Origin of the sequence: Ruegeria sp. SCP10 (genome assembly GCF_040329495.1) — a bacterium.
Classification (GTDB): domain Bacteria; phylum Pseudomonadota; class Alphaproteobacteria; order Rhodobacterales; family Rhodobacteraceae; genus Ruegeria.
In genome coordinates this window covers 92387-110855 of the sequence record NZ_JBDZYF010000012.1, presented here as the reverse complement: position 1 = coordinate 110855, position 18469 = coordinate 92387, and the positions used below count along the sequence as shown (strand labels likewise).

The following is an 18469-nucleotide window of genomic DNA, read 5'->3' as shown; positions in this document are numbered from 1 at the left end:
ACCGAAATACTTGGTGATTGCTGCGGTCAGCGTGGTTTTACCGTGGTCAACGTGCCCAATCGTGCCGATGTTGACGTGCGGTTTTGTACGCTCAAACTTTTCCTTTGCCATTCCTCAGGCGCCCTTTTGCATTTTGGGGGACCCTTGGTCCCGTGGTTACATCTGCGCGCGCGAGATATTTGGTTCAGGGGGGAAAATCAAGCACATCCTTGGCGAAAAGCCGAGCTCAGGCCGGATTTTGCACCAGTTCGGTAGAATCGAGCGGTTGGATCAGGTCTGGTCGCTTGTCGAACCAGCCATTGTCGTTGTGCTCTTCAGCCAGCCATTCTTCGACGCGGTCAGCAACTTTGAGGGCCAAACCACTCATTTGCTGTTCTTTGGTTCGGGTGCGCCCTGAACCGGCAAAGGCGCTTTCCCCAGTCGTATCTTCCAGCACTTGGAACTGTTTGGCCTTGGCCAGAAACTCTTTCTTTTTCACGTCATAAACGTTTACCAAAACAATCGCGGTGCTTTTGGGATTATAGATAACGGGAACTCCGGGAGGGGCCAGCATATAGCCTTCGAGGCTGATGCCGATGTCATATTCCTGCGCGCCTTGGTAGCGCCCCAGACGGATATCAACCGCGTTCTGGATCGCGTCTTCCCATTCTTTTGGGGTTGCATCGCGCGAAACCGGGCCCTGTTTCGCCTTTTCGGCAAACGCGTAGTTTACACGTAGCTTGAACTCACCCAGCGACTCAGGTTCTTCGTAAACCTGTGTCTGCGTGCAGGCGCCCATCAGGGCCAATCCGGTGATCAGTGTCAGAATGCGCAACATGTCTCGTCTCGATAGGCCTGTTTTTCTTTTGATTTAGCGCACCAACACAGGCTGTGCCAAGCCACATCGGCAGAATTTCACCCGCGCAAGCCCTTTGATCACGAGAATTTATAGTCGCGTGGGAAACCATAGGGGGGCTTTTTCCCAACACTGGCGCGTTTGGCCAGCCATTGGGACATGTCCGCCTCGTGCCGTGTCTTGTCGCCCCCCATCGACCATTTGAGGCCTTCCTCCCAATTGAAGGTGGTGATGTCGGACAGGCCGCCATCCAGTTCCAGCGTCCCCTGCCGCCCGCGTGCCATGTTGTATTTTTGAAGGCGGACACCCTTGCCGCGCGTCATCTCGGGCAGGTCTTCGGTCGGGAAGACAAGGAACTTGCCGTTCTGAGATACGACCGCCACATGGTCGCCTGCGACCGGCTTACAGATCATCGCCGTCTCGTCATCCTTGACGTTGAGCACCTGTTTGCCGTTGCGGGTCTGGGCCAGCACGTCATCCTCGGGCACCATGAATCCGTTGCCTGCGTCGGAGGCTACCAGCAGCTTTCGCCCCGGTTTGTGGATCAGGATGTCGATGATCTGAGCCTCGTTTGGCAGGTCGACCATCAGACGCAGCGGTTCGCCCATGCCACGCCCACCGGGCAGGTTGGCGGCACTGACCGTGTAAAACCGCCCGTTTGACGCAAACACCAGCAGCCGGTCGGTGGTCTCAGCATGAAATATGAACCGGGGGCCGTCGCCGTCCTTGAACTTCAATTCGCGTGCCAGATCGATATGTCCGGTCATTGCGCGAATCCAGCCCATCTGAGAGCAAACCACCGTGATCGGTTCACGGTCGATCATTGCTTCGAGCGGCACTTCCTCGACCTGTCCGGCCTCAGCAAATTGCGTGCGGCGCGCGCCACCTTCGTAGTCTTTGCCGAAGGTCTTTTTGGTCTCTTTCAACTGCTCGGCAATCTTGGCCCATTGCAGGGCGGGATCGGCCAGAAGGTCTTCGAGGTTGGCGCGTTCCAGCATCAGCTCATCGCGTTCGCGGACCAGCTCCATCTCTTCCAGACGGCGCAAACTGCGCAAGCGCATGTTGAGGATCGCATCGACCTGAACTTCGGACAACTCACCCTCGCCCGGTTTGGGCGAGACATAGTCGGCTTCGTCGGTCGCGCGGACATGGTCTATGCCCCAGTCCTCGCGCATCAGCGCGGCCTTCGGGTCGTCGTCGTAACGGATGATGTCGATCACACGGTCGAGGTTGAGGAAGGCGACGATAAAGCCCTCCAACACCTCCAAGCGGTGGTCGATCTTCGCCATGCGGTGGCGAGAGCGGCGCAGCAGAACCTCCTGCCGGTGATCAAGGAAAGCTCGCAGCACTTCCTTCATCGAGCAGACCTTAGGCGTTACGCCGTCGATTAACACGTTCATATTCAGGCTGAACCGCACCTCAAGATCCGAGTTGCGGTAGAGCATGCCCATCAGCACCTCGGGGTCCACGTTCTTGGAGCGTGGTTCGAGTATCAGGCGGATATCATCAGCGGATTCGTCGCGCACATCGGCAAGAATCGGGATTTTCTTGGTCTGGATCAGCTCGGCGATCTTTTCGATCAGCTTGGATTTCTGAACCTGATAGGGAATCTCAGTGACGACGATCTGCCATTGGCCGCGTCCCAGATCCTCGACCTCGAACTTACAGCGCAGACGGAAAGAGCCGCGCCCGGTACGATAAGCCTGTGCGATGTTCTCGGGTGGCTCGACGATGACACCACCGGTCGGGAAATCCGGGCCGGGGACATAGTTCAACAGCGTGTCGTCGCGCGCATCCGGCGTCTTGATCAGATGCAGACAGGCATCGCACAGCTCTGAGATATTGTGCGGCGGAATATTCGTCGCCATGCCCACGGCAATACCGCTGGCGCCGTTGGCCAACAGATTCGGAAACTGCGCGGGCAGCACGACCGGTTCGGTCAGCGTGCCGTCATAATTGTCACGGAAATCAACGGCGTCTTCGTTCAAACCTTCAAGCAGCGCCTCGGCCACGACGGTCATCCGTGCCTCGGTGTATCGCGAGGCCGCCGGGTTGTCGCCGTCGATATTGCCGAAATTCCCCTGCCCGTCGACCAGCGGGTAACGCACGTTGAAGTCCTGCGCCAGACGCGCCATCGCGTCATAGATCGCAGCGTCCCCATGCGGGTGATAGTTCCCCATCACGTCGCCGGAAATCTTGGCCGATTTCCTGAAGCCTCCGGTTGCACTGAGTCGCAGCTCTCTCATCGCATAGAGGATTCGCCGGTGGACCGGCTTCAGCCCGTCGCGTGCATCCGGCAACGCCCGGTGCATGATGGTGGACAGCGCATAGGTCAGATAACGCTCACCAATTGCGCGGCGCAGCGGTTCGGCTACCTCGCCCCCACCTTCAGGGGCCTCCATATTGGGGTCGTCGATCGTGTCATTCATAGATGATGTGATACGACGCAAGCGCGGCTGGGTAAAGCAAGCATGGTCCATTTTGCTGGGGACAAGTCGTGCTTTTTGCAACAGGGGGAGGCAAGCCTGTGTTTTCCCCCGATTTTCGACTCAGCCATCAAAATATGGTACCATTCCGACAATAAATGAATGCTGCCTTTTTGTTGTTGTAACGATTGATTTTGGGGGATGCGCCATGACGCGCCTTATTCTTATTACATTTGCCGCACTCGGCTGGACCTTTTACGTGATGAGCGGAGGCCCGGATTTTGAACCACGCGGCCTGCGCGCGGATAATCCGCAACTTATGGCCGAAGCTTTCAAGCCCGCCTCTAAGCCCGTGGCCTCAGCCTCTGTGGAAGAGCTTGTGACACAGGTCAGCTTTGAACCGACCCCGTCGGATCGTCCTGCACAAACGCTTGAGCCGCTTGCAGAGCCTGAGCCAGCCCTGACCGAAGAAGAAACCAAGGCCATGCTTGCACAGGTGGCCGCTGGCCTGCAGGCGAACCCCTCTTTGTTCGAAGATCAAACGGTGTCGCTTGCGCTGGCATCGCTTGAAGACGGTGTTGCCTCACTTCAACAGGTGGTCACAGACGCCGACCCCGAGACAGTAGGCGTGCCCGCTTTGCCCGAACCAGAAAAGGACATCCGCGAGATTTCAGGCACGCGCGTGAACATGCGCGATGGACCCGGTACGATCTATCCGATCATCGGCAAAGCCCGGATCGGCCAGCAGGTCGAAGTTCTGAGCGACTCGGGCACCGGCTGGTTGCGCCTGCGCGTGTTGCCCGGGCAACAGGTCGGATGGATTTCAACATCGCTTGTCCGAAAAACATCAAACTGATTGTTTAGCGTCATTGTCCTGCCCCAATGCTGACCGTAGCTATTGAGCACACTCTGGTGCGGGACACTCATGCAAAAATCGATTCTCATCACAGGTTGTTCTTCGGGTATCGGGCTTGATGCAGCACACGGTATGCGGGCACAAGGCTGGCGGGTGTTTGCCTCGTGCCGACAGCAGCGTGATTGTGATCGTTTGCGCGCCCAAGGCTTTGAAAGCCCGCGAATCGACTATGCGGATGCAGACAGTATCAAGGCCGGGTTGACCGAAGTTTTACAGGCCACCGGCGGCACGTTGGACGCCTTGTTCAACAACGGCGCCCATGGCCTGCCCGGCGCGGTCGAAGATGTGCCCACAGACGGGTTGCGCCACATCTTCGAAGCCAATTTCTTTGGTTGGCACGAACTGACGCGGCAGGTCATTCCCGTCATGCGGGAACAAGGGCATGGACGAATTGTTCAATGTTCATCTGTACTTGGGCTGGTGGCATTCCCATGGCGGGGGGCCTATGTGGCGACGAAATACGCCATCGAAGGGCTCAGCGACACGATGCGTCTTGAATTGAAGGAAACAAACATCCGCGTGATCCTCATCGAACCAGGCCCGATCACGTCAAAGCTGCGTGAAAAGGCCATCCCGCTATTCGAACGGTTCATTGATTGGGAAAACTCGGCCCTACGAGCGAAATACGAAAACTCACTGCTGAAGCGATTGTATGAAAGCGCGGGGCCCGACAAGTTTGAACTGCCCGCTTCGGCGGTCACGGCTAAGCTGGTCCAGGCGGTCGAGGCGCGCAGACCAAAAGCCCGCTACTATGTCACCACGCCGACCTATATCGCTGGCTATCTGCGCCGGATTTTGCCTACAAGGGCGATTGACCGCATTCTGTCCGACATCTGAGACGAAATTACCGGTTCGCTTTTTCGGGTATCGGGGCTAGATCAGTCCAAACGAAACAAAAAACGCAGACGGTGAACCCTTATGGACCTTTTGATGGTCGTTTTGCTTCTGGCCATGGCGTCAGTGGTGGTCGTGTTGGCGATCGGCATTTCCAACTTCGGCAAAGGCGGCATGGCGGCTGCGAAGAAAAGCAACAAGATGATGCGGCTACGCATCCTGTTTCAGTTCATTGCCGTATTGCTGATCCTGCTCTACGTCTACCTTAAAGGACAGGGGGCATCTTAAATGGTTGTACTAAACAAAATCTACACACGAACCGGAGATGACGGGAAAACCGCCCTCGGCAATGGTGAGCGGGTTGCCAAATACTCTGGCAGGGTGGCCGCTTATGGCACAGTGGATGAGTTGAACTCCTTCGTGGGCGTGGCACGCACAGAGGCCGGTGGTGAAACCGACGCGGCCTTGGCCCGCATTCAGAATGATCTGTTCGATCTGGGGGCCGATTTCTGCCGCCCCGACATGGAAAAAGATGCCGAGGCAGACTATCCGCCACTGCGAATCGCCCCTGCCCAGATCGACCGTCTTGAGGCCGAGATTGATGCGATGAACGCAGACCTTGAACCGTTGCGCAGTTTCATCCTGCCGGGTGGATCCCGTCTGGCGGCTCATCTGCACGTCTGCCGCACCGTGTCCCGTCGGGCCGAACGCCTTGCCGTTGAGCTGACAAATATGGAGCCGGTGAACGAGGTGGCCGTCAAATATCTCAACCGTCTCAGCGACTGGTTTTTTGTGGCGGCCCGCTGCGCCAACAACAACGGCAAAGACGACGTCTTGTGGGTTCCGGGCGCGAACCGCTGAAAGCGGCGTGGCGTCCAGTGGACGCCACGGCGACCGGAAGGGCGAAGCCCCGGACCGAAGGGTGGGCGCGAACCGCTGAATGGCGCGCCTGCAAATCAACTGCTTCTATCCGCAACAAAGTTTCGCGCCGTGACGTCAAAAAAATCAAAACGCGACGTCTCAAGCTTATGACGTGACGATTTTGCCCTGTTGTCGCAAGACATGAGACGTTATTCAGTCGTCCGAGAGCATTGGTGGAGTCGCATTGCGGCTTGCCGTTTTTGTGAGGAGAAAGCGCAAAATGAAGGTACTCGTGCCTGTCAAGCGCGTGATTGACTATAATGTGAAGGTCCGCGTCAAAGCGGACGGTAGCGGTGTTGATCTCGCCAATGTCAAAATGTCGATGAACCCGTTCGACGAGATTGCCGTGGAAGAGGCGATCCGCCTGAAAGAAGCCGGCAAGGCTGACGAAGTCGTCGCCGTTTCGATCGGCGTCAAGCAGGCGCAGGAAACCCTGCGGACCGCTCTGGCCATGGGTGCCGACCGTGCAATTCTGGTTGTTGCCGCTGATGATGTGCACACTGATATCGAGCCTCTGGCCGTTGCCAAGATCCTGGCCAAAGTGGTCGAGGAAGAGCAGCCCGGTCTGGTTCTGGCGGGCAAGCAAGCGATTGACAATGACATGAACGCCACCGGTCAGATGCTGTCGGCCCTGCTGGGCTGGAGCCAGGGCACCTTTGCATCGGAAGTGGACATCGAAGGCGACAGCGCCAAGATCACCCGTGAGGTTGACGGTGGTCTGCAGACCATCAACGTCAAGATGCCGACCATCGTCACCGTTGACCTGCGCCTGAACGAGCCACGCTACGCGTCACTGCCCAACATCATGAAGGCGAAGAAAAAGCCGCTGGATGAGAAGACGGCCGCCGATTACGGTGTCGACGTCTCTCCGCGTCTGGAAATCGTCAAAACTGAAGAACCGCCGGCACGTGCCGCTGGTATCGTCGTAGGCTCGGTCGACGAGCTGGTCGAGAAACTCAAAGAAGCGGGGGCTGTGTAATGGCTGTTCTTCTTCTGGCAGAAGTCAACAATGGTGAGCTGTCGATGGACGCCACCGCCAAGGCCGTCAACGCCGCGAAGGCGCTGGGTGATGTAACCGTTCTGGCCGCAGGTGGGTCTGCCGCCGCTGCCGGTGAGGCCGCCGCCAAGATCGACGGCGTGTCCAAGGTTCTGGTCGCTGAAGACGACTCGCTGGGTCACCGCCTAGCGGAATCGACCGCGGCCCTGATCGTGTCGCTGGCTGATGGCTACGAGCATATCGTTGCCCCTGCGACCACCGACGCCAAAAATGTCATGCCGCGCGTTGCCGCGCTGTTGGACGTGATGGTGATCTCGGATGCGTCCGGCGTGGTTGACGGCTCGACCTTCGAACGCCCCATCTATGCGGGCAACGCGATCCAGACCGTCAAGTCGAACGACGTCAAGAAAGTCGTCACTCTGCGGACTGCAAGCTTCGACGCAGCAGCCGAAAGTGGCTCGGCCCCGGTTGAGACCATCTCGGTTCCGGGTTCCGAAGGCCTGTCCTCCTGGGTTGAAGACAAGGTTGCCGAAAGTGACCGCCCCGAGTTGACCTCGGCTGGCGTTGTTGTCTCGGGCGGCCGTGGTGTCGGCTCGGAAGAGGACTTCAAACTGATTGAGACTTTGGCCGACAAGCTGGGTGCCGCTGTTGGCGCGTCGCGCGCCGCTGTGGACTCTGGCTACGCGCCGAATGACTGGCAAGTAGGTCAGACCGGTAAGGTTGTTGCCCCTGACCTGTATGTCGCTGTCGGCATATCGGGTGCGATCCAGCACCTGGCTGGGATGAAAGACTCGAAGGTCATCGTTGCGATCAACAAGGACGAAGAAGCGCCGATCTTCCAGGTCGCCGACTTCGGCTTGGTCGCAGACCTGTTCCAGGCGGTGCCGGAACTGACCGAGAAACTCAGCTGATCTAAGAGACCAGGTTTTTACAGAAGACCGTCGAAAGGCCCGCCAACAGGCGGGCCTTAGTCGTTCATATCTCTGAGGTCAGGCAAGATCGCATCCGCAATGGCACGATGGGCGGCGGGGCCGATCATGTGTTCGGCCATCGGCTGCTGTAGCGTACCAAACAGCACATCCTCAAGCCACTCAGACGCACCTGATACGGCAACCTCGGCTTTGACCATTTTCGCGGCAAACGGTCTAAGTTGACCCAGCATCGCATCGCTGATCTGTATCAGGGTATCCTCGACAAGCTGCACCCGACCCACCGTGAGATGCAGCAGAAAAACCGGAATTTCGATGTTTAGCAGCAAGGTTTTCATCGCCTTCACCCAGCCTTCTTGCAGCTCCAGGGCGACCATCTCAAAACGGGCATCCTGATTGGCCTGAAGCCGGTTCAGCAAATGGCGCACAAAATTGATCTCGGTAAAGTCAATCTCAGGATACAACGCCAGAAGGTCTGGCGTAGGGGCAAGGAAGCGGTCGTTGCGGCGAGGGTGCACGCGATAGAATCGATTCGATTGACCGTGCATCTCGGGCAGTTGCAGAACACATATCTGGCTACCATTGATCAGCTCCAGCAAACCGTCGTCGCCAAGAATGGCATCAACTCCCGAAAACAAGCTGCCCAGGTTGACGCATGTCTTCCGCAATTTGTCTTGAAGAACAGCAGGATACGGGTGCTCGACAAACCGCCCAAAGGTTTCATCCATGCCAACGCAGGCCACATAAGGACCATCCAGCGCATTCGCAGGCCCGCGAAACCACAGTTTCGACCCAGAATATTGACATAGTTCGCCCCCGGTCACGCCGGAGCCTGTCTGATGATAGCTCATCTCACTCACCCATTTTTCACCCAACTGCCATCTTGACGCCCCAGATGTTGAGATTTTCCTAATGTGCGCATTTGAAGCGAATTGCGGCCATACCTGCCCCTTGCCGCCCGCCCCGAACTGCCGATACTGTCGCCCATAACGCGCAGGGCAAAGGCAGCAGAACATGGATGTGAAATCGGTCGGAGTTATTGGCGCAGGTCAGATGGGCAACGGTATTGCTCATGTGCTGGCCTTGGCGGATTATGATGTTCTGCTGAACGATGTCAGCCAGGAGGCGCTTGACCAAGCGATCAACACGATCCAGGGCAATCTGGCGCGTCAGGCTTCGCGCGGAAAGATCAGCGACGAGGCGATGCAGGCTGCGTTGCAGCGGATCACAACAACGCTGGAACTGCCGCGGCTGGGCCAGACTGATCTGGTCATTGAGGCCGCAACTGAGCGCGAGACAATCAAACAGGCCATTTTCGAAGACCTGCAACCGCATCTGCTACCACATACGATCCTGACGTCGAACACCTCGTCGATATCAATCACGCGACTGGCCAGCCGGACAGATCGGCCCGAGCGATTCATGGGATTTCACTTCATGAATCCGGTTCCCGTGATGCAGCTGGTCGAATTGATCAGAGGGATCGCAACCGATGAGCCGACCTATGCCGCGTGTAAGGCAGTGGTGGACCGCCTAGGCAAAACCGCCGCAAGTGCCGAAGATTTCCCAGCCTTCATCGTGAACCGAATCCTGATGCCGATGATCAATGAAGCCGTGTACACGCTTTATGAAGGCGTAGGGAACGTTCAGTCCATCGATCAATCCATGAAGCTGGGTGCAAACCATCCGATGGGGCCATTGGAACTGGCAGATTTCATCGGGCTGGATACCTGTCTGGCAATCATGAATGTGCTGCATGACGGATTGGCGGATACAAAATACCGCCCCTGCCCGTTGCTAACCAAATATGTCGAAGCCGGATGGTTGGGTCGCAAGACGGATCGTGGGTTTTATGACTATCGCGGTGAGGTTCCCGTGCCCACACGCTAGTGTTCCAGCACCTTCGCGTGGAATATGTTTGCCAGATAGAGAGTAGATCAGGACCTGTCTGATGTACCCAAGGACATGGTCCGATCCCGGAGCCACGCCATGAAACCACGCGGATCGCGTTCCAGAAGCTGCATATCCTCGTCAGAGATCGGCTCTCCGATGACCGGAGATTGCGGTTTATTGCAAGAGCGGACGATCTCATGCAGCAACAATCCCTGGCGTAGGATCGGCGACAGTTTATTGGCAATCTGATAGGCACGTGAGTTACGACCCGGGAAATAGATCGGAACGACCGTCGCACCCGAGCGGCGGATCATTTTGGCAGTGAAAACATTCCACTCGCGTTCAATCGCCGGGCCGAACCAATCGTCCGAGGACATCACCACCCCAGAGGGGAACAGCGCGACAACGCCACCATCCTTGAGGTGATCCATCGCCTTACTGCGCATTTCCAGCATTTTTGCTTGCGCTTCGGGGTCGTGCGGAAACGGTACCGGGATCATGAACGATGTGGCGGCCTCATCCAGGCCGGTCAGAACCGAACGTGTCAGGATGCGGTAATCACTGCGGACGCGCCCGATCAATTCTGCAAAGATCATACCATCCACCATGCCATGCGGGTGATTGGCAACAACGACAACAGGGCCGGTTTTCGGAATACGCGCGATCTGTTCTTCGGGCGTTGTAAGGGTAATGCCCATGGTCTTGAGCGCGCCGCTCCAGAACCGTTGGCCACGATACAACTCGTTCTTCTTTTCGAACTTGTTGACCATCCTCAGAATGGTCAGCTTGCCGGTGCACCATTCGATGGCGCGAATAGCGGTCGCGGTCCAGGCATCGTCGAACGAGTTCGCATAGGTGAGCGTTCTACGATCGTAGATCTCGCCCTGATCCTCTGCCCCGTTTACGATCGGGCCTGTCTTGGTCTCGTGCGTTGTTTCCGCCAATTCCTGGTCTTCCCGTAGTTCCTGTCCCGGTGGGGCGGTTTAGAACCCTTCTCCGAACTTGTCATTCACAAGCGCTTCCAAGGCTTCTGCCAATGCCTCAGCATCTGGCCCCGAGGTCTGAACGTCAATAGTCGTTCCGCGTGAGGCTGCCAACATCAAAAGGCCCATGATGCTGTCGCCGGATGCAGAAAGGCCATCCTTGGAGACTTCAGCATTGGCATCAAACCCCTCGACAACCTCGACCAGTTTGGCGGAGGCACGGGCGTGAAGCCCTTTTTCGTTAATGATTTTCAAGCTTCGGTTGGTCATTTCAATCTGTCCGGTCTTAGTCCAATGTCACATTTTGCGCATTGATGTATTTGCGTCCAGCCTCCATCGCCTGACGTACTGCGTCAGCGACCGGCAGGTGGCGGCTTTTGGCCAATTTGATCAGCATGGGTAGGTTCGCGCCATAGAGGATTCGGCGATCCTGTGGCGCACAGGCCTTGAGGCTGAGGTTTGAGGGGCTGCCTCCGAACAAGTCTGTCACGATGACAACGCCGTCACCCAGATCGACCTCATTCGCTGCACGGCAGATTTCGGCTTGTTTCTCTTCGCGGTCATGATCGGCTTCGATCGCGATCGCCGCCAAACCAGGTTGCGCCCCCACCACATGCTGCATAGCGGCCAGATATTCCTGAGCCAAGCCGCCATGCGCTACGATTACAATCCCGATCAATCCGGCCTCACATTCAACGCGCGTCGTTCCATTTCGCGGTGTCTAATTGCCACCTGCTGGCCCTGTTCTGCAAGGGCCTTTGCAACCGCTTCAGCCATTGCCACCGATCTATGTTGCCCGCCGGTGCAGCCAAACGCTACCGACAGGTGCGCCTTACCTTCGGCGCGAAACGCCGGCAGCAGCAAATTTAGCAGATCGGTGATCCGGTCAAAAAACGGCGCATAGTTCATATCCGACTGGACATAGTGCGCGACATCCGGGTTTCGACCATCTGCCGACCGCAATTCGGGTCGCCAATAGGGGTTTGCGAGGAATCGACAGTCGAAAACCATATCCAATCCACGCGGCAGACCGCGCTTGTAGGAAAACGATTCAATCGAGACCGCCAGATGACGACCGTCCTTGGGGGCGAACCAGCGCTCAACCTCTTCGCGCAACTGGTGCACGTTTAGGCCGCTGGTATCGATCAGAGTATCCGCGATCTCTCGAATGGGCGCCAACAGCTCTTTTTCACGACGAACGCCGGTTTCTGGGCCTGCATCCTGAGCAACCGGATGGCGCCTGCGGGTTTCGGAAAAGCGCCTCAGCAACACATCATCGCTGCAATCCAGATAGAGAACTGTCAAATCCACTTGGGGCATGCGGCCCAGCTTCTCGGCTAGTTCGATAAAACCGATGGTCGAAAAATCCCGGTTGCGCGCGTCGATACCAAGAGCCATGGGTCGGTCAGCTTCTGCTCCGTCCATTAGACGCGCCAGAAGCCCCATGGGCAGGTTGTCGATGGCCTCAAAGCCCAAGTCTTCCAGCACATGGATCGCAGTCGAGCGGCCTGCGCCCGACGGCCCTGTCACCAGAACGGTTCGCTTTTGCGATGTCATTTGTTCGGCCATTCCGGGTCTACACGTCCGAATCTGAGAAGTTGCACCAGGGTTGGTGCCAAATTGGGCACAGCAGCGCCCCGAAGCAAGGGCACAGTGTGCCTGAGCAGCGGGATCGTGATCGGATCAGGCAGGCGCGCCGTCTCTTCCTGATCCAAATCCAGCACGAAATGCACCACAACCGAGGGCGCATTCTGTGCTCGCAACAATCCGATACCGCGAGCCTCGATCAAACCGGAAATCTCAGGCACGGGCGAGGCCATGATGCAATCCTGTGCCATCTCAAGATCAACCCGATCATCGGCCACCAGGTGCGCGCCCAGCGCCATCATCTGCAATGCCAAAGAGGATTTACCCGCCCCCGAAGCCCCCAAGATCAAAAGACCCCTATCGGCAACCACGACACAGCTGGCATGAACGCGGGCGCTGTCCCGGTCTACCGCATCATTCAGGGATGGGATGGTCATCGGATTAGACAGGCAGCCCCACGACAAAGCGCGCACCCAGAGGATCCGAGGTGACATCCGCCTCGGTCGGGCGGATGTTTTCAGCCCAGATCACGCCGCCATGTGCCTCGACAATCTGCTTTGAGATCGCAAGACCAAGGCCGGAATTGTTGCCAAAATGCTCGGCTGGACGCTGCGAGTAGAACCGTTTGAAGATCTTTGTCAGGGCCTGTTCCGGGATCCCGGGGCCAGTATCTTCGACTACAACCAACACTCGATTGTCCCGCTGGCGCACCCAGACGCGGATGGCGTCGCTTTCCTCGCAGAACGAAATCGCGTTGGTGATGAGGTTAACGAACACCTGTGCCAGACGCGCCTCTAGCCCGTTCACCACGATCGGATCGGCAGGCAAGTCAGTGATATAATCGATACCCTGCGCACGGGCATCCTCGCCCAAAAACTGCCCGATATTGCCAAGCAGTTTAAGCAGATCGAAAGGCTGTTCTTCCTCTTTGACCAGTTCCGCGTCCAGACGCGAAGCGTTCGAGATGTCGCTGACCAAACGATCCAGACGCTTTACGTCATGTTCGATAACGCCCAGCAGCTTCTCGCGCTGATCATCGCGCTTGACCATACGCAGGGTTCCGACGGCGGATTGCAGGCTGGCAAGCGGATTCTTGATTTCATGCGCGACATCGGCAGCGAATTGTTCATTCGCATCAATGCGATTGTACAGCGCAGTCACCATACCCCGCAGCGCGCGACTTAGCCGGCCAATTTCATCCGGTCGGGCGCTGAGGTCCGGAATGCGAATACGCCCCGGATTGACACCTGTGCCCCTGTCCTTCCCCATCTCGGCCGCCGAGGCGAGATCTGCCAACGGGTTGGCAATAGTCGAGGCCAGAACAAGGCTAAGGCCGATCGAGACAAGCAGCGCAACAACAAACATCTGAAGGATGCGTTCCTGTTCACGCCGGGCCAGCGCATCGATCTCACCTGCAGGGCCGGACATTGCAACGGCACCAGCCGGAACGCCTTCATACAGGATCGGGGCGGCGGCCACGATCACCGTATCTCCCGCATCATCCTGCACAGCCTTAACCTGAGTCTGGCCCACCAGCGCCTGCGGAATGATAGCCTGCACCTGTTGTGCCAATGTCGGAGCCTCGGTGTCGGAAGACCAGTTGAAGATGCGCGACAATCCCGTCCAGACCGCATTCAGCGCGTCGCTGATGACGGTGCCGCCTGTCCGCATCTCAGTGTCAGGCCGCAAAAGTACAGGAAGCTCCGATGCTTGCGGCGCGCCCCGTGTCCAGCCGATAAGCGTACCGCTGGCATCGTAAACGAAAACCTCGCCCCCTTCGGGCAGGCTGAGGCCAGCCAGCGTGTCCTTGACGTCAAGTTGGCTTGTATCCTGCGACGATTGCACAACACCCTGTCGCAACTGTGTTTCGAACACATTGCTGACCAATTGGGCGTCACCCATCAGGTTCCGCGCCGTCTGCTGTACCTGCTCGGACCGCGAGTCATCCAGATAAAGCAGACCCGTGACCAGGATCACAAGGGCAATCAGGTTGAAGGTGATGATCTTGCGGGCCAGAGGTGATCCGCGAAGAGAAAACAGATTCCTGCGGGATCGCTTCTCTCGTAACTCCGCAGACTCGGGGTCTTGGGGGATAACCCAGTCATCCCCAAGAACGACATCACCGTCGCGCGTTTCATTGGCTTGTTCGGTGTCGCGCACGGGACCCCATTACCCCTTGTAGATGGCCGCGCCTATTCTTCGTTGTATCTATACCCGATACCATAAAGCGTTTCGATTGCCGAAAACTCAGAATCTGCCGCTCGCATTTTCTTGCGCAGACGCTTGATATGGCTGTCGATGGTGCGGTCATCCACATAGACCTGATCATCATACGCCACATCCATCAACTGATCCCGGCTTTTGACAAAGCCCGGACGCTGTGCAAGTGCCTGCAGCAACAGGAATTCGGTCACGGTCAACGAGACATCAGTGCCTTTCCAACTGACCGCATGGCGCAGTGGGTCCATGCGCAGTTCTCCGCGCTCCATGACCTTGGTGTCGCCGGTTGCGGCGACAGTTGCATCACCGCTGGTGGCTTCTTGCCGACGCAGCAGTGCACGGATGCGCTCAACCAGCAGACGCTGAGAGAATGGCTTTTTGACATAGTCATCGGCCCCCATACGCAGGCCAAGAACCTCATCAATCTCGTCGTCTTTCGAAGTCAGAAAGATCACCGGCATTTGCGTCTTCTGGCGCAGCCGCTGCAACAGGTCCATCCCGTCCATACGCGGCATTTTGATATCCAGAACGGCCATATCCGGCAGTTTCTTGTTGAACGCGTCCAGCGCGGCCTGTCCATCATTGTAGGTTTCAACCTCGAAACCTTCGGCTTCGAGCGTCATGGATACGGACGTCAGAATGTTTCTATCGTCATCCACCAGTGCAATCTTTGACATCGGGCTTACCCCTATTCCTGCTCACTTACGCAATAATACGCTTTTTTGTAAGGTATTGTTGGCGTTTTTGCTGATCCGAATCAATCCGTAACCCTGAATCGTGCCATTCTTGCGGCAGCTATGCGGCAAAAATGCCTTGCCACCCGCAAAAAGCCGCCCAGTTTTCCGACAGGAAATTTTTGGTGGCGCTAAACCTGAACTTGGTTGCGCTAACTGCGCCAAACCGTCCTGTTCACGCCCTAAAGGACCATGATAAGACCCGCTCATCGGCCGGTTTTTCCCGGCAAACTGCCCCAAAGGCGCACCCGGCCCAACACGCCACAGCGCCGCCACAGGAGAAGACACGCATGACATCTGGACGGGTTAACCCGCAATTCCGCCTCGAAAATCAGGGGATCGAGGGCCTGGGCAATGTCTATTACAACTTCATGGAACCGGCGCTGATCGAAGAGGCGCTGAAGCGCGGCGAAGGCACGCTGGGCAACGGCGGTGCCTTTTTGGTCACCACTGGTAAGTTCACCGGCCGCTCGCCCAAGGACAAGCACGTCGTCAAGACCGACAGCGTCGCCGACAGCATCTGGTGGGAAAACAACGCGGCAATGAGCCCGGAAGGGTTCGATGCTCTCTATGAAGATATGCTCGAGCATATGAAGGGCCGTGACTATTTCGTACAGGACCTCGTTGGAGGAGCTGATCCCACCTATTCAATCAATGTGCGCATGGTCACCGAGCTGGCGTGGCACAACCTGTTTATCCGCCACCTGCTGCGCCGTCCCGATCGTGAAGATCTGGACGAATTTATCGCGGATTTCACCGTCATCAACTGCCCCAGTTTCAAGGCCGACCCGAGCAAGCACAACTGCCGCAGCGAGACAGTGATTGCGTTGAACTTTGACCGCAAGCTGATCCTGATCGGCGGCACGGAGTACGCAGGTGAGAACAAAAAGTCCGTCTTCACCCTGTTGAACTACATGCTACCGGAAAAAGGCGTGATGCCGATGCACTGCTCGGCGAACCACGCAGTGGGCAACCCGGTCGACACCGCCGTCTTCTTCGGCCTTTCGGGCACCGGCAAGACAACGCTGTCCGCTGACCCTGCCCGCGTGCTGATCGGTGACGACGAACATGGCTGGTCGGATCGTGGTACCTTTAACTTTGAAGGTGGCTGCTATGCCAAGACAATCAACCTGAACGCCGAGGCCGAGCCCGAGATCTACGCAACGACCTCGAAATTCGGTACTGTGATCGAGAACATGGTCTTCGATCCCGAGACCAAGGAACTGGATTTCGACGACGACTCGCTGACCGCGAACATGCGTTGCGCCTATCCGCTCGAGTACATTTCGAACGCCTCCAGCAGCGCCCTGGGCGGGCATCCCAAGAACATCATCATGCTGACCTGTGATGCGTTTGGCGTTCTGCCTCCGATCGCACGTCTGACACCGGCGCAGGCGATGTATCACTTCCTGTCTGGCTTCACCTCGAAGGTGGCAGGCACCGAGCGTGGCGTGACCGAGCCGCAACCGACCTTCTCGACCTGCTTTGGCGCACCCTTCATGCCGCGTCGACCCGAGGCCTATGGCAACCTACTGCGTGATAAGATCGCCCAACACGGCGCCACCTGTTGGCTGGTCAACACCGGTTGGACTGGCGGCGCCTATGGTGTGGGCAGCCGGATGCCGATCAAGGCGACCCGTGCGCTGCTGACTGCTGCGCTCGAAGGGTCTCTGGCTGATGCCGAATTCCGCAAGGATGCCAATTTCGGCTTTGACGTGCCCGTTTCAGTGCCCGGCGTTCCCGAAGTTCTGCTGGACCCGCGCCGTACGTGGGACGATCAGGCAGCCTTTGACAAGCAAGCCGAGAAATTGGTGCAGATGTTTGCCGAGAATTTTGAGCAATACATCCCCTTCATCGACGACGACATAAAATCGGTTGCAATCGGCTAAACAGACAGGGGCGCTAGCGCCCCTTCTTTTTTGCGTCATCAATATGGTGCTTTAACCTTCAATAGTTACGCCACGGCACCATTCTCAACAATTTTATTGTTTTGACACTCAGATTGAGATAGGCACTTTGGCCATTACCAAGACCTCCGATGCAACTGCATCGGATCCAAAACAGAAAGCACCACAGGGTTTCTCGCGCCTGCATACTCACCTTTGCAGATCGGGCCACCCAAATAGAAGAGTAAACCACTTACACGGGGATACGTGCCAGCGCGCAACTTGTTGAACATCCAAATTCAACCGATTTCGCACCACCAGGACTGGACGGTGTCAGGCACGAAGCAAGACAGGTAAAATATGACAGAAATTTCGAAACTGACCGAGCTGCGCAAGTTGATGCAGAGCATGGAGCGTACATTGGGGCTGGAGAATCTCTCGCCGGTCGAACGCGACATCTACTACGCGGCCGAGGAGCTGTCGAAAGCAGATCAAGAGGTTCGGACGTTCGGCTTGATCGAACACACACTGGTCCAAAGAGTTTCGCGCCCGACTTTTTTTCGAGCGCTGAAATCGTTGGTAGAAAAAGGCTATTTGTCTCAAAGCGGCAACGCAAATCGAGGGCGATACATCGTTCATGCGCCCAGATAAACTGCGCCTCTTACGCGTCATCGGTTGATCCCGGTGCGCAGGTGGGTCACCGAAACTTTCTTTGCCTCTTTGGCTTATGTGGTCGCATCACTCCTCACCTTTGAGGTTTTGATGCCGCTACAGAACATGTTCTTCCCAGAATACCCCAGCCGGGCAAGCCTGCTGTTTCTACCGCACGGAGTGCGCGTACTATCCGCTTGGCTATTGGGTTGGCGGGCGATCTTTGCCCTGTTACCGGGGGTCATTGCGGTTTTTGCAATTCTGGGTGGGGCGGATCTGTTCCTGCCCAGCCGCCTGATGGCCATTGTCATAGCGGTCACAACCGTGCCGGCGGTGTTCTACCTTCTGAAATGGGTGGGTTGGGATTTGTTCCCAAGAGCCGACAGAAAGCCCTGTTGGATTTGCGTCATGGGCGTTGGCGTAATCACGTCAATTCTGGTCTCTGGCCTGACCAACATGGCCTTTGGCAGCGCGACGGTCGAATATGTTGCCTTTTTGATCGGCGATATCTCGGGCCTGTTTTTCCTGATGCTGGGGTTGTATTTCGCGTTTCGCTTTGCAGATGGGCGGCGCTGAAACCAACAATATGTACAGCGTCAAGCTTTCTGCATCGCAAAACGAAAGCGCAACTTTTGAACTTTTTCGCAACGTAATAAG

At 57.0% G+C, this 18469-nt stretch carries 22 protein-coding genes; 10 read left to right on the top strand and 12 right to left on the bottom strand.

The genetic code is table 11. From position 1 onward, the window contains the following. The 3 genes from ABLN87_RS19350 to parC form a co-directional block, all read right to left on the bottom strand. The coding region (locus tag ABLN87_RS19350) for a GTP-binding protein (RefSeq protein ID WP_170744588.1) at window positions 1–111 on the bottom strand (111 nt) is incomplete at its 3' end. Between the two features lie 115 nt (window positions 112–226). Further along, window positions 227–817, bottom strand: a complete 591-nt coding sequence (locus ABLN87_RS19345; RefSeq protein WP_353013419.1) for a hypothetical protein — start codon at window positions 815–817, stop codon at window positions 227–229. A gap of 98 nt (window positions 818–915) precedes the next feature. Beyond that, on the bottom strand, window positions 916–3264 hold the full coding sequence (parC, locus tag ABLN87_RS19340; protein ID WP_353013417.1) for a DNA topoisomerase IV subunit A: 2349 nt from the start codon (window positions 3262–3264) through the stop codon (window positions 916–918). 205 nt (window positions 3265–3469) lie between these two features. Between parC and ABLN87_RS19335 the strand changes: the two genes are divergently transcribed. The 6 genes from ABLN87_RS19335 to ABLN87_RS19310 all read left to right on the top strand — a co-directional run bounded on the left by ABLN87_RS19335 (window position 3470) and on the right by ABLN87_RS19310 (window position 7840). After that, the gene (locus ABLN87_RS19335; protein WP_353013415.1) at window positions 3470–4117 is read left to right on the top strand and encodes an SH3 domain-containing protein; all 648 of its coding nucleotides are present in this window, start codon (window positions 3470–3472) and stop codon (window positions 4115–4117) included. A 69-nt stretch (window positions 4118–4186) separates the two neighbouring features. Next, entirely contained in the window at window positions 4187–5014 is an 828-nt protein-coding gene (locus ABLN87_RS19330; protein WP_353013413.1) for an SDR family NAD(P)-dependent oxidoreductase, read from the top strand. Window positions 5015–5095: 81 nt separating this feature from the next. Continuing rightward, window positions 5096–5299 (top strand): twin transmembrane helix small protein, encoded by a 204-nt coding sequence (locus tag ABLN87_RS19325; RefSeq protein WP_170531301.1) that lies wholly within the window; start codon window positions 5096–5098, stop codon window positions 5297–5299. After that, on the top strand, window positions 5300–5872 hold the full coding sequence (locus tag ABLN87_RS19320; protein WP_353013411.1) for a cob(I)yrinic acid a,c-diamide adenosyltransferase: 573 nt from the start codon (window positions 5300–5302) through the stop codon (window positions 5870–5872). Window positions 5873–6152: 280 nt separating this feature from the next. After that, window positions 6153–6911, top strand: a complete 759-nt coding sequence (locus tag ABLN87_RS19315) for an electron transfer flavoprotein subunit beta/FixA family protein (protein ID WP_353013409.1) — start codon at window positions 6153–6155, stop codon at window positions 6909–6911. Further along, window positions 6911–7840 (top strand): electron transfer flavoprotein subunit alpha/FixB family protein, encoded by a 930-nt coding sequence (locus ABLN87_RS19310; RefSeq protein ID WP_353013407.1) that lies wholly within the window; start codon window positions 6911–6913, stop codon window positions 7838–7840. Before ABLN87_RS19315 ends, ABLN87_RS19310 begins: the two co-directional genes overlap by 1 nt. A gap of 56 nt (window positions 7841–7896) precedes the next feature. Here the strand turns inward: ABLN87_RS19310 and ABLN87_RS19305 are convergent, their stop codons facing one another. Then, window positions 7897–8709 carry a DUF6473 family protein gene (locus tag ABLN87_RS19305; protein WP_353013405.1) on the bottom strand — a complete coding sequence of 271 codons (813 nt, stop codon included), beginning with the start codon at window positions 8707–8709 and terminating at the stop codon, window positions 7897–7899. Window positions 8710–8872: 163 nt separating this feature from the next. Here ABLN87_RS19305 and ABLN87_RS19300 point away from each other — a divergent pair, with 163 nt between their 5' ends. After that, window positions 8873–9748, top strand: coding sequence for a 3-hydroxybutyryl-CoA dehydrogenase (locus ABLN87_RS19300; RefSeq protein WP_353013404.1), 876 nt, complete (start codon window positions 8873–8875; stop codon window positions 9746–9748). A gap of 47 nt (window positions 9749–9795) precedes the next feature. On the opposite strand, the gene ABLN87_RS19295 is transcribed toward ABLN87_RS19300, so the two are convergent. Genes ABLN87_RS19295 through ABLN87_RS19260 form a run of 8 tightly spaced genes read right to left on the bottom strand, consistent with a single transcriptional unit; the run spans window position 9796 to window position 15563 of the window. Then, on the bottom strand, window positions 9796–10695 hold the full coding sequence (locus tag ABLN87_RS19295; RefSeq protein WP_353013402.1) for a lysophospholipid acyltransferase family protein: 900 nt from the start codon (window positions 10693–10695) through the stop codon (window positions 9796–9798). Between the two features lie 39 nt (window positions 10696–10734). Continuing rightward, complete coding sequence (locus ABLN87_RS19290; RefSeq protein WP_170531313.1) at window positions 10735–11004, bottom strand: HPr family phosphocarrier protein; 270 nt, start codon at window positions 11002–11004, stop codon at window positions 10735–10737. Window positions 11005–11020: 16 nt separating this feature from the next. Beyond that, on the bottom strand, window positions 11021–11413 hold the full coding sequence (locus tag ABLN87_RS19285) for a PTS sugar transporter subunit IIA (protein ID WP_170531314.1): 393 nt from the start codon (window positions 11411–11413) through the stop codon (window positions 11021–11023). Continuing rightward, window positions 11410–12291 (bottom strand): RNase adapter RapZ, encoded by an 882-nt coding sequence (rapZ, locus tag ABLN87_RS19280; protein ID WP_353013400.1) that lies wholly within the window; start codon window positions 12289–12291, stop codon window positions 11410–11412. The genes ABLN87_RS19285 and rapZ overlap by 4 nt, the downstream gene beginning before the upstream one ends. Then, a complete protein-coding gene (locus tag ABLN87_RS19275) occupies window positions 12288–12758 on the bottom strand; it encodes an HPr kinase/phosphorylase (protein WP_353013398.1) in 471 nt (156 codons plus the stop codon). Before ABLN87_RS19275 ends, rapZ begins: the two co-directional genes overlap by 4 nt. Window positions 12759–12762: 4 nt before the next feature. Then, window positions 12763–14481 carry a sensor histidine kinase gene (locus tag ABLN87_RS19270; protein ID WP_353013396.1) on the bottom strand — a complete coding sequence of 573 codons (1719 nt, stop codon included), beginning with the start codon at window positions 14479–14481 and terminating at the stop codon, window positions 12763–12765. Window positions 14482–14513: 32 nt separating this feature from the next. After that, window positions 14514–15218, bottom strand: a complete 705-nt coding sequence (locus ABLN87_RS19265) for a response regulator (RefSeq protein ID WP_170531319.1) — start codon at window positions 15216–15218, stop codon at window positions 14514–14516. 21 nt (window positions 15219–15239) lie between these two features. Continuing rightward, window positions 15240–15563, bottom strand: coding sequence for a hypothetical protein (locus ABLN87_RS19260; protein ID WP_353013394.1), 324 nt, complete (start codon window positions 15561–15563; stop codon window positions 15240–15242). Between the two features lie 2 nt (window positions 15564–15565). On the opposite strand from ABLN87_RS19260, the gene ABLN87_RS19255 reads away from it, so the two are divergent. From ABLN87_RS19255 to ABLN87_RS19245, 3 genes are all read left to right on the top strand, one after another. Next, window positions 15566–17164, top strand: coding sequence for a phosphoenolpyruvate carboxykinase (locus ABLN87_RS19255; RefSeq protein ID WP_353013392.1), 1599 nt, complete (start codon window positions 15566–15568; stop codon window positions 17162–17164). Between the two features lie 357 nt (window positions 17165–17521). Further along, window positions 17522–17812, top strand: a complete 291-nt coding sequence (locus ABLN87_RS19250; protein ID WP_170531325.1) for a hypothetical protein — start codon at window positions 17522–17524, stop codon at window positions 17810–17812. A gap of 111 nt (window positions 17813–17923) precedes the next feature. Then, window positions 17924–18388, top strand: coding sequence for a hypothetical protein (locus ABLN87_RS19245; RefSeq protein WP_353013390.1), 465 nt, complete (start codon window positions 17924–17926; stop codon window positions 18386–18388). Window positions 18389–18469 lie beyond the last annotated feature (81 nt).

Coding starts and splice junctions, on each gene's coding strand:
- ABLN87_RS19300 (WP_353013404.1), top strand. CDS start 8,873: ATGGATGTGAAATCGGTCGGAGTTATTGGCGCAGGTCAGATGGGCAAC.
- ABLN87_RS19310 (WP_353013407.1), top strand. CDS start 6,911: ATGGCTGTTCTTCTTCTGGCAGAAGTCAACAATGGTGAGCTGTCGATG.
- ABLN87_RS19345 (WP_353013419.1), bottom strand. CDS start 817: ATGTTGCGCATTCTGACACTGATCACCGGATTGGCCCTGATGGGCGCC.
- ABLN87_RS19290 (WP_170531313.1), bottom strand. CDS start 11,004: ATGACCAACCGAAGCTTGAAAATCATTAACGAAAAAGGGCTTCACGCC.
- ABLN87_RS19250 (WP_170531325.1), top strand. CDS start 17,522: ATGACAGAAATTTCGAAACTGACCGAGCTGCGCAAGTTGATGCAGAGC.
- ABLN87_RS19320 (WP_353013411.1), top strand. CDS start 5,300: ATGGTTGTACTAAACAAAATCTACACACGAACCGGAGATGACGGGAAA.
- ABLN87_RS19315 (WP_353013409.1), top strand. CDS start 6,153: ATGAAGGTACTCGTGCCTGTCAAGCGCGTGATTGACTATAATGTGAAG.
- ABLN87_RS19325 (WP_170531301.1), top strand. CDS start 5,096: ATGGACCTTTTGATGGTCGTTTTGCTTCTGGCCATGGCGTCAGTGGTG.
- parC (WP_353013417.1), bottom strand. CDS start 3,264: ATGAATGACACGATCGACGACCCCAATATGGAGGCCCCTGAAGGTGGG.
- ABLN87_RS19335 (WP_353013415.1), top strand. CDS start 3,470: ATGACGCGCCTTATTCTTATTACATTTGCCGCACTCGGCTGGACCTTT.
- ABLN87_RS19330 (WP_353013413.1), top strand. CDS start 4,187: ATGCAAAAATCGATTCTCATCACAGGTTGTTCTTCGGGTATCGGGCTT.
- rapZ (WP_353013400.1), bottom strand. CDS start 12,291: ATGACATCGCAAAAGCGAACCGTTCTGGTGACAGGGCCGTCGGGCGCA.
- ABLN87_RS19265 (WP_170531319.1), bottom strand. CDS start 15,218: ATGTCAAAGATTGCACTGGTGGATGACGATAGAAACATTCTGACGTCC.
- ABLN87_RS19305 (WP_353013405.1), bottom strand. CDS start 8,709: ATGAGCTATCATCAGACAGGCTCCGGCGTGACCGGGGGCGAACTATGT.
- ABLN87_RS19275 (WP_353013398.1), bottom strand. CDS start 12,758: ATGACCATCCCATCCCTGAATGATGCGGTAGACCGGGACAGCGCCCGC.
- ABLN87_RS19255 (WP_353013392.1), top strand. CDS start 15,566: ATGACATCTGGACGGGTTAACCCGCAATTCCGCCTCGAAAATCAGGGG.
- ABLN87_RS19245 (WP_353013390.1), top strand. CDS start 17,924: ATGCCGCTACAGAACATGTTCTTCCCAGAATACCCCAGCCGGGCAAGC.